Source organism: Roseomonas sp. E05 (assembly GCF_030063475.1).
Classification (GTDB): Bacteria; Pseudomonadota; Alphaproteobacteria; order Acetobacterales; family Acetobacteraceae; genus Pseudoroseomonas.
The window spans coordinates 22,432-37,922 of sequence record NZ_JASIRT010000033.1; the positions used below are offsets into that span (position 1 = coordinate 22,432).

15 protein-coding genes and 1 tRNA gene are annotated in these 15,491 nt (G+C 70.7%); 11 read left to right on the plus strand and 5 right to left on the minus strand.

Annotated elements, in window-relative coordinates:
* Window positions 1-35: 35 nt before the first annotated feature.
* Window positions 36-118 (minus strand) — tRNA-Leu (locus QMO56_RS22190).
* 75 nt (window positions 119-193) lie between these two features.
* Between QMO56_RS22190 and lipB the strand changes: the two genes are divergently transcribed.
* The 3 genes from lipB (at window position 194) to QMO56_RS22205 (ending at window position 3,741) form a co-directional block, all read left to right on the plus strand.
* The gene (gene lipB, locus QMO56_RS22195) at window positions 194-856 is read left to right on the plus strand and encodes a lipoyl(octanoyl) transferase LipB (RefSeq protein WP_283529419.1); all 663 of its coding nucleotides are present in this window, start codon (window positions 194-196) and stop codon (window positions 854-856) included.
* Between the two features lie 223 nt (window positions 857-1,079).
* Entirely contained in the window at window positions 1,080-2,162 is a 1,083-nt protein-coding gene (locus QMO56_RS22200; protein ID WP_283529420.1) for an Ldh family oxidoreductase, read from the plus strand.
* A 25-nt stretch (window positions 2,163-2,187) separates the two neighbouring features.
* Window positions 2,188-3,741: a UxaA family hydrolase gene (locus QMO56_RS22205; RefSeq protein ID WP_283529421.1), complete on the plus strand. Its 1,554-nt coding sequence runs from the start codon at window positions 2,188-2,190 to the stop codon at window positions 3,739-3,741.
* Window positions 3,742-3,786: 45 nt separating this feature from the next.
* On the opposite strand, the gene QMO56_RS22210 is transcribed toward QMO56_RS22205, so the two are convergent.
* Window positions 3,787-4,554: a carboxylesterase gene (locus QMO56_RS22210; RefSeq protein ID WP_283529422.1), complete on the minus strand. Its 768-nt coding sequence runs from the start codon at window positions 4,552-4,554 to the stop codon at window positions 3,787-3,789.
* Entirely contained in the window at window positions 4,551-5,696 is a 1,146-nt protein-coding gene (locus tag QMO56_RS22215; protein ID WP_283529423.1) for a fumarylacetoacetate hydrolase family protein, read from the minus strand. The genes QMO56_RS22210 and QMO56_RS22215 overlap by 4 nt, the downstream gene beginning before the upstream one ends.
* Before the next feature lie 127 nt (window positions 5,697-5,823).
* Between QMO56_RS22215 and QMO56_RS22220 the strand changes: the two genes are divergently transcribed.
* The 3 genes from QMO56_RS22220 to QMO56_RS22230 are packed head-to-tail and all read left to right on the plus strand — an operon-like array spanning window position 5,824 to window position 8,890.
* Entirely contained in the window at window positions 5,824-7,155 is a 1,332-nt protein-coding gene (locus QMO56_RS22220; RefSeq protein ID WP_283529424.1) for a sugar ABC transporter substrate-binding protein, read from the plus strand.
* Complete coding sequence (locus tag QMO56_RS22225) at window positions 7,155-8,075, plus strand: carbohydrate ABC transporter permease (RefSeq protein WP_283529425.1); 921 nt, start codon at window positions 7,155-7,157, stop codon at window positions 8,073-8,075. Before QMO56_RS22220 ends, QMO56_RS22225 begins: the two co-directional genes overlap by 1 nt.
* Entirely contained in the window at window positions 8,072-8,890 is an 819-nt protein-coding gene (locus QMO56_RS22230) for a carbohydrate ABC transporter permease (protein ID WP_283529426.1), read from the plus strand. Before QMO56_RS22225 ends, QMO56_RS22230 begins: the two co-directional genes overlap by 4 nt.
* Window positions 8,891-8,960: 70 nt before the next feature.
* On the opposite strand, the gene QMO56_RS22235 is transcribed toward QMO56_RS22230, so the two are convergent.
* Window positions 8,961-9,974 (minus strand): alpha/beta fold hydrolase, encoded by a 1,014-nt coding sequence (locus tag QMO56_RS22235; protein ID WP_283529427.1) that lies wholly within the window; start codon window positions 9,972-9,974, stop codon window positions 8,961-8,963.
* A gap of 133 nt (window positions 9,975-10,107) precedes the next feature.
* Here QMO56_RS22235 and QMO56_RS22240 point away from each other — a divergent pair, with 133 nt between their 5' ends.
* Together QMO56_RS22240 and QMO56_RS22245 are read left to right on the plus strand one after the other, a co-directional pair.
* Window positions 10,108-11,244: a glycosyltransferase family 4 protein gene (locus QMO56_RS22240; protein WP_283529428.1), complete on the plus strand. Its 1,137-nt coding sequence runs from the start codon at window positions 10,108-10,110 to the stop codon at window positions 11,242-11,244.
* The gene (locus tag QMO56_RS22245) at window positions 11,241-12,161 is read left to right on the plus strand and encodes a glycosyltransferase family 9 protein (protein ID WP_283529429.1); all 921 of its coding nucleotides are present in this window, start codon (window positions 11,241-11,243) and stop codon (window positions 12,159-12,161) included. Before QMO56_RS22240 ends, QMO56_RS22245 begins: the two co-directional genes overlap by 4 nt.
* A 3-nt stretch (window positions 12,162-12,164) precedes the next feature.
* On the opposite strand, the gene QMO56_RS22250 is transcribed toward QMO56_RS22245, so the two are convergent.
* The gene (locus tag QMO56_RS22250; RefSeq protein ID WP_283529430.1) at window positions 12,165-12,617 is read right to left on the minus strand and encodes an Lrp/AsnC family transcriptional regulator; all 453 of its coding nucleotides are present in this window, start codon (window positions 12,615-12,617) and stop codon (window positions 12,165-12,167) included.
* Window positions 12,618-12,799: 182 nt separating this feature from the next.
* Between QMO56_RS22250 and QMO56_RS22255 the strand changes: the two genes are divergently transcribed.
* From QMO56_RS22255 to QMO56_RS22265, 3 genes are all read left to right on the plus strand, one after another.
* Window positions 12,800-13,426 carry a glutathione S-transferase N-terminal domain-containing protein gene (locus QMO56_RS22255; protein ID WP_283529431.1) on the plus strand — a complete coding sequence of 209 codons (627 nt, stop codon included), beginning with the start codon at window positions 12,800-12,802 and terminating at the stop codon, window positions 13,424-13,426.
* A complete protein-coding gene (locus QMO56_RS22260; RefSeq protein WP_283529432.1) occupies window positions 13,416-13,772 on the plus strand; it encodes a hypothetical protein in 357 nt (118 codons plus the stop codon). The genes QMO56_RS22255 and QMO56_RS22260 overlap by 11 nt, the downstream gene beginning before the upstream one ends.
* A gap of 106 nt (window positions 13,773-13,878) precedes the next feature.
* Window positions 13,879-15,279, plus strand: a complete 1,401-nt coding sequence (locus QMO56_RS22265) for a M20 family metallopeptidase (RefSeq protein WP_283529433.1) — start codon at window positions 13,879-13,881, stop codon at window positions 15,277-15,279.
* Window positions 15,280-15,491 lie beyond the last annotated feature (212 nt).

Here is a 15,491-nt window from a genome sequence, read left to right on the forward strand (position 1 = left end):
GACCGGATGGCAAGCGGGGCGAGTGATTGGGAAAATGCGGTCGAGAAGATTCGAACTTCCACGGGGTTGCCCCCACCAGCACCTCAAGCTGACGCGTCTACCATTCCGCCACGACCGCACGTGGTTAAAGTATCAGACAGGGCCGGGCGTATAGCCGATGATCTCAGAGACAGCAACAACCCCAGCGGCGTTTATGACGGATATTTCTTCTTCCCCCGAATGGCGGGTGGCCGAGGGCCTGACCGACTACCCCGTGGCCCTGGCGGAAATGCAGGCCCACGCGGCGGCGATCCGCGCCGAGGGCGCGCCCGAGCGGCTCTGGCTGGTGGAGCATCCGCCGACCTACACCGCCGGCACCTCTTCCACCCCCGAGGGCCTGGTGGACCCCCGATTCCCCGTCTATGCCGCCGGACGGGGCGGGCAGTGGACCTATCACGGGCCGGGTCAGCGCACCGCCTATGTGATGCTCGACCTCACCCGGCCGCACGGCACCGTGCCGGCGCGTGACATCCGCGCCTATGTGCACGGGCTGGAAGAGTGGATCATCCGCGCGCTGGACCGCTTCAACGTGAAGGGGGAGCGGCGCGAGGGGCGCGTCGGCATCTGGGTCGCCGATGGCGCGAGCGGGCGGGAGGACAAGATCGCCGCCATCGGGGTGCGGGTCACGCGCTGGGTGAGCTGGCACGGCATCGCGCTGAACGTCGAGCCGGACCTTTCCCACTTCACCGGCATCGTCCCCTGCGGCATCCGGCAGCACGGCGTCACCAGCCTCTGGGCGCTCGGCATCACGGCGACGATGGAGGAGGTGGACAGCGCCCTGAAGGCGGCCTGGGGCGAGGTGTTCGGGGCAGGCTGAAGAGGCCGGAGGAGGGGAGGCGGGCGGCACGGGGCGCCTGGCCCTTCCACCGGGGGGCGCAACGCGCTGTGATCGGAAAAGCCGTTCCTGACCGCGGCGCCTGGCCGCATCCTCCGCCGTTGCGTTGCGGCGGGCGGCGCCTCATGCGATCATCATACGAATTGGAGGAAGGAACCGGAATGCGTCGCTCCCCTGTGCCGAACCCCCGCCGGTGTCCTGCGCTGTGAGCGCCGCCCAGGAACAGCGGCCGCGCTACGCCGCCTCCGCCCTTCGGGAAGTCGCCGCCGCCCTCTTCCAGGCGCACGGCACGCCCGCCGGCAAGGCGGCGGTGATGGCGGAGGTGCTGGTTGAGTCGGACCTGATGGGGCATGTCACCCATGGCCTCGGCCTGCTGCCGCGCTACCTCGACGAGATCGACGCCGGGCTGATGCGGGTCGAGGGCGAGCCGGAGATCATCGCCGACCGCGGCGCCTGCGCCACCTGGGATGGCCGTGGCCTGCCCGGCGGCTGGCTGACCATGAAGGCGCTGGACCTGGCAACGGAGCGGGCGCGGGTGCATGGCACCTGCACCATCGCCATCGGCAACAGCCACCATATCGGCTGTCTGGCGGTCTATCCGGCGCGCGCCGCGGCGGCAGGGATGGTGTGCGTGCTGCACAGCAGCGCCCCCGGCACCGCCAGCGTCGCCCCCTTCGGCGCGCGGCAGGCGGTGCTCTCGCCGGACCCGGTCTCGGTCGGCTACCCGACGGGCCCGGCGGGGGCAGACCTGCCGGTGGTGACCGATATCAGCGCCTCCATCACCACCAACAACATGAGCCAGCGGCTCACCCGCCTCGGCCAGCGCTTCCCGCATCCGTGGCTGCTGGATGCCGAGGGCAACCCCTCGGACGACCCCTCGCTCATCGGCAAGGGCGGCACCATCCTGCCGGCCGGCGGGCTGGACCATGGCCAGAAGGGCTATGCCATGGCGCTGGCCACCGAGGCGCTGACCCAGGGGCTCTCCGGCCATGGGCGGGCGGACAAGCCCTCCGGCATGATGGCCAGCGTGTTCCTGCAGGTGCTCGACCCGGCGGCCTTCGCCGGGCTTGAGGCCTTCACCCGGCAGACCGGCCACACCGCCGCCGCCTGCCGCGCCGCGGCGCCGCGCCCGGGCCAGCCGCCGGTCCGCCTGCCCGGCGAACGCGGGCTGAAGCTGCGGGAGGAGGCGCTCGCGCGGGGCGTTCCGCTCGCCGAAGGCATCATGGCCGCGCTGCAACCGCGCGCCGAGCGCCATGGCATTCCCCTGCCCGGGCCGCTCGGCCACTGACAACGTCCAAGGAATCCCTGCCGCCATGTCGATCATCGACCTTTCCGCCAAGCGCCTGAACGGCCCCGTGATCCGCCTGCACCCCAATGACAACGTGGTGGTGGCGCGGATCCCCGTGGAGCCGGGCACCTCGATCCCCGGCGAGAACATCGTCGCGCGGGAGGCGGTGCAGCCGGGCTACAAGATCGCCACCCGGCACCTGCGCAAGGGCGAGCCGATCCTGAAGTACAACGTGACGATCGGCTTCGCGGCGGACGACATGCCGGCCGGCACCATGCTGCACGGCCACAACATCGCCTTCACCGAGTTCGACCGCGACTACGCCATCGGCGCCGACTACGAGCCGCTCGCCATGGTGCCGCCGGAAGAGCGCGCCACCTTCATGGGTATCAAGCGCCCCGACGGGCGCGTGGCGACGCGCAACTACATCGGCATCGTCTCGACGGTGAACTGCTCGGCGACGGTGGTGCAGAGCATCGCCGACCACTTCACCGCCGAGCGGCTGGCGGAGTACCCGAACGTGGACGGCGTGGCCGCCTTCACGCACCAGACGGGCTGCGGCATGGAGCTTTCCGGCGAGCCGATGCAGCTGCTGCGGCGGACGCTGGCCGGCTATATCCGCCACCCCAACATCGCCGGCGTGCTGGTGATCGGGCTGGGCTGCGAGCGCAACCAGATCGCCGGGCTGATGGCCGAGCAGGGGCTGCAGGGCGGCCCGCACCTGCGCCACTACAGCATGCAGGAGATGGGCGGCACCCGGAAGAGCATCGAGGCCGGCATCGCCATGGTGAAGGAGATGCTGGCCGAGGCCAACGCCGTGACGCGCGAGCCCTGCTCGGCCGAGCACATCATGGTGGGCCTGCAATGTGGCGGCTCGGACGGCTTCTCCTCGATCACCGCCAACCCGGCGCTCGGCCATGCCATGGACATCCTGACCCGGCATGGCGGCACGGCCATCCTCTCCGAGACGCCGGAGATCTACGGCGTGGAGCACACGCTGACGCGGCGCGCCGCCCGTCCTGATGTGGCGGAGAAGCTGATCGAGCGCATCCGCTGGTGGAAGGACGAGTACGCAGTCGGGCGCGACACGCAGATCAACGGCGTGGTCAGCCCAGGCAACCAGGCGGGCGGGTTGGCCAACATCTTCGAGAAGTCGCTCGGCGCCTCGATGAAGGGCGGCACCGGGCCACTGATGGACGTCTTCAAGTATGCTGAGCCGGTGACGACGAAGGGCTTCGTCTTCATGGACAGCCCGGGCTTCGACCCGGTTTCCGCCACCGGGCAGATCGCCGGCGGCGCCAACGTCATCTGCTTCACCACCGGGCGCGGCTCGATGTTCGGCTCCAAGCCGGTGCCCTCGATCAAGCTGGCCACCAACACCCCCATGTACCGCCGCCTGGAGGAGGACATGGACATCAACTGCGGGGAGATCCTGGACGGCACGGCCAGCCTGCAGGAGATGGGTCAGCGCATCTTCGAGCACATCCTGCGCATCGCCTCGGGCGAGCAGACCAAGAGCGAGGACCTCGGCGTGGGCAGGCACGAATTCGCGCCGTGGATCATCGGCATCACCGGCTGACTTGCGGCGGGGTCCGGGGGGACACTGTCCCCCCGGCGGTGGGGGTCAGGGGGAGGCGGCGCCTCCCCCTGGCAGCCCGCGCAGCGTTTCGACCAGCAGCGCGAGATCTTCCTCGCGTGCCAGCCGGTGATCGCCTTCCTTCACCAAGGTGATCCGCACATCCGGCGCTTCGAGCCGCTGGGCGATCTCGGGCGCGTATTGCCAGGGCACCTCGTTGTCGCGCATGCCCTGGAGGATGCGCACCGGCCCGTCGAAGGAAATCGGCGCGTTCAGGACGAGCTGGTTGCGCCCATCCTCGAACAGCTTGCGGGTCAGCGGCACGGGCGGGCCGTAGGGGCTTTCCACCAGCACCATGCCGTTGCGCAGGATGGCGGCGCGATGCTCTTCGGTCAGCGCCGGCCACATCAGCCGCTCGGTGAAGTCCGGCGCGGGGGCGATGCCGATGAAGCCCTGCACCCGCGCGGCCAGATGGCGCAGCAGCAGCAGCGAGATCCAGCCGCCCATCGAGGAGCCGACCAGCACCACCGGCCCGTCGGTCAGCGTCTCGATGACGGTGGCGGCGTCCATCGCCCATTCGCCGATGCAGCCCTCCTCGAAGCGGCCCTCGGAGGCGCCGTGGCCGGAATAATCGAAGCGCAGGAAGGCGCGGCCCTCGGCGGCGCAGAAGTCGCGCAGGGCGGTGGCCTTGCTGCCCTCCATGTCCGAGCGGAAGCCGGTCAGGAAGACGGTGGTCGGCCCCCGCCCGGGCAGGCGCGCCCAGGCGAGGTGGGTGCCGTCGCCGCGGTCGAGGCGACCGGTTTCCTCGGCGTTCATGCGCGCGGCAGGCCGCGCTGCGCGAGGTTGCGCATCAGCGCGCCGATGCCGAAGCGCCAGGGCGGGCAGGAGTCGGTGCGGTCCACCGTGTTGACCAGGGCGCCGAGACGCTCGCTGGCGATGCTCACCACGTCGCCGATGTGGTGGGTGAAGCCCATGCCCGGCGCGTCGCGGTCCTTGGAGGGGGAGAAGGGCGTGCCGAGGAACAGCGCCAGCCCGTCCGGGTACTGGTGGTGCGGGTTGACGGCCTGGTCCACGATCTCGGTCGGGTCGCGGCTGATGGCGCCGACCCTGCCGCTTTCCTCCAGCCGGAAGCCCTCCGGCCCCTCGATGGTCAGGCGGATCTCGGCGGCGCGGATGTCCTCCAGGGTGAAGCCTTCGTCGAACAGGCGGATGGCCGGGCCGATGGCGCAGGCGGCGTTGTTGTCCTTGGCGCGGCCCAGCAGCAGGGCGGAGCGGCCCTCCACGTCGCGCAGGTTCACGTCGTTGCCGAGCGCGGCGCCGAGGATGCGGCCCTGCGCGTCGATCGCCAGCACCACCTCGGGCTCCGGGTTGTTCCAGGCGCTGGAGGGATGGATGCCGATGCGCGCGCCGCCGCCCACGGCGGAGAGCGGCTGGGCCTTGGTGAAGATCTCGGCGTCCGGCCCGATGCCGACCTCCAGGTACTGGCTCCACCAGCCGCGGGCGACCAGGTTCTCCTTCAGCGCCATGGCCTCGGGGCTGCCGGGGCGGAGCGCCGAAAGCTCGTCGCCGATGATGCCGCGCACCTCGGCGCGGATCGAATCCGCCTGGGTGGCGTCGCCGCGGCAGCGCTCCTCGATGACGCGCTCCAGCATGGAGCGGGCATAGGTCACGCCGCAGGCCTTCAGCGCCTGCAGGTCGAAGGGCGCCAGCAGCCGGGCGGGGCCGGTGCCGGCCAGCAGGGCCTCCACGTCAAGGGAGAGCGGCTCGCCGCGCGCGGCGATGGCGCCCAGCGGGTCCTCGGCGTTCAGCCAGACGCTGGCGGTGCCGAAGGCGGGCGTCATGTCGAAGGCGCGGCCCTTGGCGAGGGCGACCGCCTGCGGGCCCTCGGCACCCTCGATGCGGAGCGCGAAATGCCCCTCGCGCCAGTCCGCGGGCAGGGCGGTGGAGAGGGTGCTCATGCGGGTTTCCTCCATTGCGACGTGTCCCTCCGTCCTAGCCCCAACCAATCCCGCTTGCCATCCGGCGCATGAGGATGGAAGCATAACGAAACAAGCCGGCGAAGCCCGGCGCTTGGGAGTGCAAACAATGTCCGAGATCACGCGGCGCACCGCGTTGCGCGCGGCTGCCGGCCTGCTGGCGGCCCCGGCTCTGGTGGAGCGCGCCGGCGCCCAGCAGGCTTTCGACTGGAAGCGCTTCAAGGGCGAGAAGGTGGAGGTGAGCCTCACCGCCAACCCGCGCTCCGCCCTGTTGCTCAAGCACCAGCCGGAGTTCGAGGAGCTGACCGGCATCAAGGTCGGCGCCGAGCAGATCCCGGAACAGCAGCACCGGCAGAAATTCGTCATCGAGTTCGCCTCGGGGCGGCCCTCCTTCGACGTGATCGGCATCAGCCTGCACGTGAACAAGCGGCAGGTCGGCCGGGCGAAGTGGTGCGCCGACCTGCGGCCGATGATCCAGGACGCCGCGCTGACCGCGCCGGATTTCGACTTCGCCGACTTCGGCAAGGGCGCCGTCGCCTATTCGACCCAGGCGGACGGGCGGATGGACACGCTGCCCGAGTTCACCGACTATTTCATCCTCTATTACAACAAGGACCTGCTGGCGGCGAAGAACATCGCCCTGCCCAGGACCTTCGATGAGCTCTACGCCGCCGCCAAGGCGCTGACCGACCCTTCCAAGCAGCAATACGGCTTCGTCGGGCGCGGGCTGCGCAACGCCAATGTGGTGCTCTGGACGTCCTTCCTGCTCGGCACGTCGCAGCGTGACACCGTCAGCGCCGACCGCAAGCTGCTGACCGACACGGCGGACGCCGTCTGGGCGGGCGAGATGTATCAGAAGCTGATGCGGGACTGCGCGCCGCCCGGCAGCATCGGCTTCAACTGGAACGAGTGCCAGACCACCTTCATGCAGGGGCGCGCCGCTTTCTGGATCGACGGCGTGGGCTTCGCCGCCCCGCTGGAGGACAAGACGCGCTCCCGCGTCGCCGGCAAGGTGGGCTACGGGGTGGTGCCGGCCGGGCCGGCGCACCACAACTGCTGCATGTTCGGCACCGGCCTCGGCGTCAGCGAGCAGAGCAGCCGCAAGGAGCCGGCCTGGTACTATGTGCAATGGGCGGTCAACAAGACGAACCAGCTCCGCTTCCTGACCTCCGGCGCCGGTGCCCCGGCCCGCAGCAGCCCCTTCCGCAACGAGGAGGCAATCAAGGACAGCCGCTTCCCGCGCGAGTTCTTCGACACCCTGGTGAAGAGCGCCAGCATCGCCCGCCCGGGCCTGCCGGAGATCGTGCCCGTCACCGAGTTCCGCGACACCATCGGTGCGGCGCTGACCAACATGGTGGGCGGCGCCGACCCGGCGGCCGAGCTGAAGCGCGCCACCGAGGCCTTCCGCCCGGTGCTGGAGCAGTCGGAGCGCGCCACCTGATGGGCAATTCCGCCGCCGCGCTGCCGAACAGCACCGCGGTGGCGGCCCCCGGCCGCCGCCGCAACTACGCCCGCCACTACGGCTGGTTCATCGTGCCGGCCGGGGCGGTGGTGCTGGCCGTCATTCTCTTTCCCTGGGCCTTCACCCTGTTCATGTCCGCGCATGACTGGAAGATCGGCGGCGGCCGGCTCTATGTGGGCCTGGAGAACTACCGCAAGCTCTTCACCGACGAGCGCTTCCTCTGGTCGGTGCTGCGCACGCTGTACTTCACGGCGCTCGCCGTGATCCTGCCAATGCTGTTCGGCACCGCCGCCGCGCTGGTGTTCAACCGCCGCTTCCCGTTGCGTGGCCTGGCGCGCACCATTTTCATCCTGCCGATGATGGCGACGCCGGTGGCGGTGGCGCTGGTCTGGACAATGATGTTCCACCCGCAACTCGGCGTGCTGAACTGGCTGCTGACACAGCTCGGCCTGCCGCCCAGCATGTGGGTCTATGACGCGCGCACGGTGATCCCGACCCTCGTCCTTGTCGAGGTCTGGCACTGGACGCCGCTGGTCATGCTGATCGTGCTCGGCGGCCTTGCCTCGCTGCCGGTCGATCCCTACGAGGCGGCGAAGATCGACGGCGCCAGCGCCTGGCAGGCCTTCCGCCACATCACCCTGCCGCTGCTGATGCCCTTCCTCGTGGTGGCGCTGATCATCCGCACCATCGACGCGCTGAAGGCCTTCGACACCATCTACGTCATCACCCAGGGCGGGCCGGGAACGAGCAGCGAGACCATCAACATCTTTCTCTACCTGCAGGGCTTCGCTTATTACAACATGGGCTATGCCAGCGCGGTCGTGGTGGTGTTCTTCGCGCTGATCGTCTCCCTCGCGGCGCTGCTGCTCTGGACGCGAAACCGGGTGCGGAGCGCATGATGCGCCTGCTGGAGAAGCTCGGCTTCGCGCTGGCCGTGTTGGTGCTGGTCTCGCCGGCGGCGCTGGTCTTCCTCTGGATGCTCTCGCTTTCGCTGAAGACCGAGCTGGACAACACCGCCTGGCCGCCGGTCTTCATCCCCAACCCGCCGGTCTGGGACAACTTCGCCGCCGTCTTCGCCCGCAACGACTTCCTGCTCTACACCTGGAACAGCGTCGTCGTCTCCTTCTCGGCCACGGGGCTGGCCATCCTGATCGGCGTGCCTGCCGGCTACGGCATCGCCAAGATGCGCGCCACCCGCGCAGCCATGGTGATCCTGATCGCGCGCATCACGCCGGGGCTCTCCTACCTCATTCCGCTCTTCCTGCTGTTCCAGTGGCTCGGGCTGACCGGCACGCTGGCACCGATCGTCATCACCCACCTCGTCATCACCGTGCCCATCGTGGTCTGGGTGATGATCGGCTTCTTCGAAGGGCTGCCGGGCGAGCTGGAAGAGGCGGCACTGGTGGATGGCGCGACCATCTGGCAGGCCTTCCGCCATGTCGCCTTTCCGCTGGCGCGGCCGGGCATCACCGTGGCCACCATCCTCGCCTTCATCTTCTCCTGGAACAACTTCATCTTCGCCGTGGTGCTGGCGGGGCGCGAGACGCGCACCCTGCCGGTCGCGGTGAACAACATGCTCACCTTCGAGCAGATCTCCTGGGGCCCGCTCGCCGCCGCGGCGCTGCTCGTCACGCTCCCCGTGCTGCTGCTGACCCTCCTGGCGCAGAAGCAGATCATCGCAGGACTGACGACAGGCGGGGTGAAGGGCGGCTAGAACAGACCAAGGGGGCGCCGCCCCCTTGGAACCCCCGCCGGGGCGACACTGTCGCCCCGGACCCCGCCGATCATTTCAGCGAAGGCAGCTCCCGCAGCAGCGCCTCGTGGAACCGCTCCGGCGCCTGGATCTGCGGCGAATGGCCGAGTTCGGGGAAGCGCACCAGCCGCGCGTTGGGAATGGCCTCGGCGGTGCGCGGCCCGAGCTCGGCATAGTTGCCGATGCGCGCCTGCACCTCCGGCGGCGCGGCCCCCTTGCCGATGGCGGTGTTGTCCTTCTCGCCGATCAGCAGCAGCGTCGGCACGCGGATGCGCGGGAAGTCCTGCACCACGGGCTGGGTGAAGACCATGTCGCTGGTCAGCGCCTGGTTCCACATCACCGCCTCCCGGCCGGAGCCGGCATACATGCCGGCCAGCATCTCCACCCAGCGGTCGTAGCGCGGCTCCCAGGTGCCCGCATAGTAGGTGTTGCGCTGGTAGTTGCGGATGCCGGCCGCCGTCGTCTTCCGCTCCCCGGCGAGCCATTGGTCCACGGTCTGGTAGGGGACGCCCTTGGCCTCCCAGTCCTCCAGCCCGATCGGGTTGACCATCACCAGCGCCTCGGTCGCCTCCGGAAAGGTCAGGGCGTAGCGTGCGGCCAACATTCCACCCATCGAATGGCCCATCACCACGGCACGCTCGATGCCCAGCGAATGCAGCAACGCATGCGTGTTGGCGGCGAGCTGGTGCAGGCTGAACTGGTAGCCCTCCGGCTTTGTCGAGCGGCAGAAGCCGATCTGGTCAGGCACGATGACGCGCCACCCCTGGTCGCGCAGCACGCCGATCGTGGCCTCCCAGGTGGCGCCGCAGAAGTTCTTGCCATGCAGCAGGACGATGCTGCGCCCGTTGGGGCGCTCGGGGCGGACATCCATGTAGCCCATGCTCAGCGCCTGACGCTGCGAGGTCAGCGCGAAGTCCCGGGTCGGGTAGGGATAGGTGAAGCCCTCCAGCCGCGCCCCATAAGGGGGCGTGCTATCGGCGGGCTGCGCCAGGGTCGGCGACGCGCCGAGCAGAAGCGATGCGGCGAGAAGAAGGGCTGGGCGCATGGTCGTCATCTCCGGTTGAGGTGGCGTCGTGCCGGATATGGGAGGCGCCCCCGCCCGGGCCGCTCACGATGACGCCAGCAAAGCCGGCCGCGCAGGCTGACAGCGGCGCCCTCAGGCGCTATGGCGCATCGCCATGTCCGTCCCGGATCGTCCCGCCGTCCTGCAGGTCCTCCCCGCGCTGAACGCGGGCGGGGTGGAGCGCGGCACGCTCGAAATCGCGGCCGCCCTGGCGGAAGGAGGATTTCGCCCGCTGGTCGCCTCCGCCGGCGGGCGCCTGGTGCCGGAACTGGAGCGGCTGGGCGGGCGGCACCTCCTGCTGCCGCTGGGCGGCAAGTCGCCCGCCGCGCTGCTGCGCAACGCCGCTGCGCTGGAGCGCCTCGTGCGGACCGAGGGCGTGCGCATCATCCACGCCCGCAGCCGCTTCCCGGCCTGGTCGGCGCTGCTCGCCGCCCGGCGCACGGGCGCGCGCTTCGTCACCACCTATCACGGCACCTACAACGAGGGCTTCCCGGGGAAGCGGCTCTACAACTCGGTGATGGCCCGCGGCGAGCGGGTCATCGCCGTCAGCCACTTCATCGCCGAGCTGATCCGGGCGCGGCACGGCACCGATCCCGCCCGCATCCGGCTGATCCCGCGCGGCGTGGATGTGCGGGCCTTCGATCCGGCCGCCGTGCCGCCGGAGCGGGTGGCGGCGCTGCGCGCAGCCTGGGGCGTGCCGGAAGGGCGGCCCGTGCTGCTGCTGCCCGGCCGCCTGACGCGCTGGAAAGGGCAGGGTGTGCTGCTGGAGGCGCTGGCCCGCCTGCCGGCGCCGCGCCCCTTCGCGCTGCTGCTCGGCGAGGCCGGCCGGGGCGCCTTCGCGGAGGAGCTGCGCCGGCGCGCCGTCGAGCTCGGCCTTGCCGGCGACGTCGCCATGCCCGGCCACAGCGACGACCTGCCCGCCGCCTTCCTGCTGGCCGACCTCGCGCTGCACTGCTCGACCGATGCCGAGGCCTTCGGCCGCACCATCGTCGAGGCTCAGGCCATGGCCCGGCCGGTGATCGCCGCCGATCTCGGCGCCCCGCGCGAGACGGTGCGGCAGGGCGAGACCGGCTGGCGCGTGCCGCCCGGCAACCCGGCGGCGCTGGCCGCCGCCATCGCCCACGCCCTGGCCCTGCCGCCGGCGGAGCGCGCCGCCATCGGCGCCCGTGCCCAGGCCGTGGTGCGGGCCGAGTACACCACCGCGGCGATGCAGCGCGCGACGCTCGCCGTCTATCGGGAACTGCTGGCGTGACGCAGCGCATCCTGGTCATCAAGCTTTCGGCGCTGGGCGACTTCATCCAGGCCTTCGGCCCCTTCGCCGCCATCCGGTCGCACCACCCGGATGCCGAGATCACCCTGCTGACCACCCCGCCCTTCGCGCCCCTGGCTCGCCGTTCCCCCTGGTTCGACCAGGTCTGGGAGGACGGGCGCCCCTCCTGGGGCGACCTGCCGGCGGTGTGGCGCCTGGCCCGCAAGCTGCGCCGCCCGGACTTCGACCGTGTCTATGACCTGCAGACCTCCGGCCGCTCCTCGCGCTACCGCTGGCTGACGGGCAGCCGGCCGGAATGGTCGGGCATCGCCGCAGGCGCCAGCCACCGGCACGACAACCCGGCGCGCGACCACATGCACACGGTGGAGCGGCAACGCGAGCAGTTGCGCATCGCCGGCATCACGGACTTCCCGCCGCCCGACATGGCCTGGCTGGAGAGCGACCTCTCCGCCTTCGGCCTGCCGCCGCGCCTCGGGCTGCTGATTCCCGGTGCCTCGCCGGGCCATCCAGGCAAGCGCTGGCCGGTGGAGCGCTATGCCGCGCTGGCGGCGCAGCTCGACTGCCCGGTCGCGGTTCTCGGGGGCGGCGCGGAGAAGCCGCTCGCCCAGGCGATCCGGCAGGCGGCGCCGGCGACGCTGGACCTCACCGGGCGCACCAGCCTGCTGCAGATCGGTGCGCTGGCGCGGCGTGCCGCCTTCGCCATCGGCAACGACACCGGCCCGACGCATCTGGTCGCCATCGCCGGCTGCCCGACGGTCGCGCTGTTCGGAGATGCCAGCAACCCGGACCTCTGCGCGCCGCGCGGCCCGGCGGTGGCGGTGCTGCGGCATGTTCCGCTCGCCGCCCTGCCCGTTGAGGCGGTGCGGCGGGTTGTGGCGGGACTGGCGGCGGAGGGCTGAGCCTCAGGGCAGAGGCGAGAGGCTGCGCTTCAGGCAGCGCAGCGCGAAGGCGGTGCGGGTGTGGCGCACGCCGGGCAGCCGGTACAGCTTCTCCCGCAGCAGCGCCTCATAGCCCGCCGTACCGCTGACCGCCGCCTTGAGGAGATAGTCGTATTCCCCGGTGGTGAGATGGCATTCCAGCACTTCCGGCATTTCCAGCACCGCCTGCTCAAAGCGGCCGAGGGCGGCCTCGTCATGCTTCTCCATCATGATCTCGACGAAGATCGTGTCCGGCAGGCCCAGCGCGGCCTGGCTCAGCAGGGCCACATAGCCTTCGATCACCCCCGTCTGCTCCAGCCGGCGCACGCGGGTCCAGCAGGGGGAGGGGGAGATCCCGGCCTGCTCCGCCAGTTCGGCATTGGTCACGCGGGCGTTGCGCGCCAGCGTGCGGAGGATTCGGCGGTCGGTCTGGTCCATTGCGATCCCTCTCGAGGCTGGTGCCGGGCTGGAGCGGCATCATCGCACAAACGTGAGCGAAGCGGTTCCGCGGCGCGAGAACAGCGCAATTGGCCCTCGCAATGCAACCAAAGAGCGAGAATTGGCGGAGGTTATTGACAAAGTGTTGGAACCGTAACAGAATCGCGATTGAGGGTTATGTGATGCGGTTGCATGGTTATTTGCAGTCTTCGGCAACCTGGCAGGTTCGTGCGGCCCTGGCCCTGAAGGGGTTGACGGTGCCGGAGGTGCTGCACCGCCTGCCGGACGGCTCGCCTTGCCCGCCTGGGGAGGCCTCCCTCGGCGTGCCCGGCGGACTGCCGGCGCTGGAGCTTCCCGACGGTACCATCCTGACGCAGTCCCTCGCCATTCTCGAGTGGCTGGAGGAGATCTGGCCCAGCCCGCCGCTGCTGCCGCCCGACCCGCTGACGCGCGCGCGGGTGCGGGCCTTCGCCATGACCATCGCCTGCGAGGTGCAGCCGCTGCACGCGCCTCGCATGCAGGCCCGCCTTACGGCCGCCGGGCTTTCGGAAGGGCAGGTGCAGGGCTGGATGCGGCAGATGAGCGCTGAGCGGCTGGATGTCTGCGAGACGATGCTCTGCGGCATGGCCGGCCCGTTCTGCTTCGGTGACGTGCCCGGCCTCGCGGATGCCTGCCTCGTGCCGCAACTGCATGCGGCCCGGCAGCTCAGCGTCCACCTTGCCTTTCCCCGCCTGCTGGCGGCCGAGGCGGCCTGCATGACGCTGCCCGCCTTCCGCCAGGTCCACCCGGAGATGCTTCATGTCGGATGATCGCCGGCGCCGCCGCGCCCAGGCCTGCCTCGCGGCGCTGCTCGGCATGGCGCTGCTGCTGCCTGCCGGTGGAGCCCGGGCACAGCTCCGCAGCCTGTCGGTGCCGGCCGGGGCGGGCGTGGTCGTCGCCCCGCGTGGCCAGGCGCAGCCGCGCCTCGTGCGGCCACCGGCTGCGCTCTCGGACGCCGCGGCCGAGGCGCCCGCCCCGCTGCAGCTGCCAGCGGGCGGGCAGGGGCTGGCGGCGCCGCTTGGCCTCATCCTGCCGATGGCGGCGGGCGCCCTGCTGGGGGTCGGCGTGGCAGGCGGCGGCAGCGGCTCCAGCTCAGGCCCCGTCCGCACGCGCTGACCCGGTTCCCTCCCTCTCGACGCCGCCTGGGCGTGGCCGCATTCTGCTGCCGCATTTCCGCGAGGGAAGCCGTCCGTCCGGGCGGCGGGGAGCAGGAGGGGTCGCAATGGCCACACGCGAAGGCGCCATCGGGCGCGCACTGGATTTCTTTGACCGCGGTGGCTTCCGCGATCTCCTGGCGGGGCTGGTGGCCATTCCCTCCACCTCGCAGGAGGCGCAGCATGCCGAGGCGCTCGGACGCTATCTGGAGACCGCGATTCGCCCCTGGCTGGAGCGGCTCGGCTTCACCATCGCCCTGCACGAGAACCCCGAGCCGGACTTCGGCCCGATCCTGACCGCCACGCGCATCGAGGACCCGGCCCGGCCGACCGTGCTGCTCTACGGGCATGGCGACACGGTCGCGGGGCTCGATACCCAGTGGTCGGCCGGGCTTTCGCCCTGGGTGCTGACCGATCGCGGCGACCGCTGGTACGGCCGCGGCACCGCCGACAACAAGGGCCAGCACGCGCTGAACATCGCCGCCCTGGAGGCAGTGCTCGCCGAACGGGACGGCCGGCTCGGCTTCAACGTCAAGCTGGTGCTGGAGATGGCTGAGGAGCGTGGCAGCAAGGGCCTGCGCGCCTTCGTCGCGCAGCAGGCCGGGACGCTGGCCGCCGACGTGCTGATCGCCTCGGACGGGCCACGCGTCGCGCCGGATCTGCCGACCATCGCCTCCGGTACCCGCGGCACCTTCCATTTCGACCTCGCCGTGCGGCTGCGCGAGGGCGGGGTGCATTCCGGCCACTGGGGCGGCCTGACGACCGATCCGGCGGTGGTGCTGGCGCATGCGCTCTCCACCATTATGGACCGCAACGGCAAGATCCTGGTGCGCAGCTGGTTGCCCGCCGGCGGCGCGGTGCCCGCTGCGGTGCGCGCGGTGCTGGAGGGCTGCCCTGTGGGCGGTGGCGACGGCGCGGCCAGCATCGACGAGGGCTGGGGTGAGCCGGGCCTCACCGCCGCCGAGAAGATCTATGGCTGGAACAGCTTCATCGTGCTGGCGATGACCAGCGGCGTGCCGGCCAACCCGGTCAATGCCGTGGCGCCGGATGCGCGGGCGCATTGCCAGATCCGCTATACCGTGGACAGCGACCCGGCGCAGTTCGAGGCTGCGCTGCGGCAGCACCTGGATGCGCATGGGCTCGGTCTGGTGCGGATCGAGAATGCCGGCATCCGCATGCCGGCCAGCCGCACCGCACCGGATCACCCCTGGGTGCGCTGGGCGCAGGCCAGCATGGAACGAAGCCTCGGCCGGCGGGTGCAGATCATCCCCAACAGCAGTGGGGGCCTGCCCGGCGACGTCTTCGTGGACCATCTCGGCGTGCCGCTGGTCTGGGTGCCGCACAGCTATAACGGCTGCAAGCAGCATGGCCCTGATGAGCACCTGCTGATCGGCCCGGCGCGCGAGGGCATCGCTGGCTTCGCTGGCATGTGGTGGGATCTGGGCGAGGCAGGCACGCCCGATCGCTGAGCGGAGCATGCGCGGCAGGGCAGCGCGGCTGCCCTGCCGGGGGCGTTTTCCGATCGTCTGGACAAATTTTCTGGGGTTTTAATCAACTTTCAGCTATTGAGCTTGCTGGCGACCTTGCCTTTTTCAGCGACAAAATAGGCACAGTGACGGTGAAGCTATCCTCCGCTGCGGATCCCCGCACCGCCTGGGGGGCCTACTCCGCTCCGGAGCAG

Coding starts and splice junctions, on each gene's coding strand:
- lipB (WP_283529419.1), top strand. CDS start 194: ATGACGGATATTTCTTCTTCCCCCGAATGGCGGGTGGCCGAGGGCCTG.
- QMO56_RS22205 (WP_283529421.1), top strand. CDS start 2,188: ATGTCGATCATCGACCTTTCCGCCAAGCGCCTGAACGGCCCCGTGATC.
- QMO56_RS22210 (WP_283529422.1), bottom strand. CDS start 4,554: ATGAACGCCGAGGAAACCGGTCGCCTCGACCGCGGCGACGGCACCCAC.
- QMO56_RS22215 (WP_283529423.1), bottom strand. CDS start 5,696: ATGAGCACCCTCTCCACCGCCCTGCCCGCGGACTGGCGCGAGGGGCAT.
- QMO56_RS22220 (WP_283529424.1), top strand. CDS start 5,824: ATGTCCGAGATCACGCGGCGCACCGCGTTGCGCGCGGCTGCCGGCCTG.
- QMO56_RS22225 (WP_283529425.1), top strand. CDS start 7,155: ATGGGCAATTCCGCCGCCGCGCTGCCGAACAGCACCGCGGTGGCGGCC.
- QMO56_RS22230 (WP_283529426.1), top strand. CDS start 8,072: ATGATGCGCCTGCTGGAGAAGCTCGGCTTCGCGCTGGCCGTGTTGGTG.
- QMO56_RS22235 (WP_283529427.1), bottom strand. CDS start 9,974: ATGCGCCCAGCCCTTCTTCTCGCCGCATCGCTTCTGCTCGGCGCGTCG.
- QMO56_RS22240 (WP_283529428.1), top strand. CDS start 10,108: ATGTCCGTCCCGGATCGTCCCGCCGTCCTGCAGGTCCTCCCCGCGCTG.
- QMO56_RS22250 (WP_283529430.1), bottom strand. CDS start 12,617: ATGGACCAGACCGACCGCCGAATCCTCCGCACGCTGGCGCGCAACGCC.
- QMO56_RS22255 (WP_283529431.1), top strand. CDS start 12,800: ATGCGGTTGCATGGTTATTTGCAGTCTTCGGCAACCTGGCAGGTTCGT.
- QMO56_RS22260 (WP_283529432.1), top strand. CDS start 13,416: ATGTCGGATGATCGCCGGCGCCGCCGCGCCCAGGCCTGCCTCGCGGCG.
- QMO56_RS22265 (WP_283529433.1), top strand. CDS start 13,879: ATGGCCACACGCGAAGGCGCCATCGGGCGCGCACTGGATTTCTTTGAC.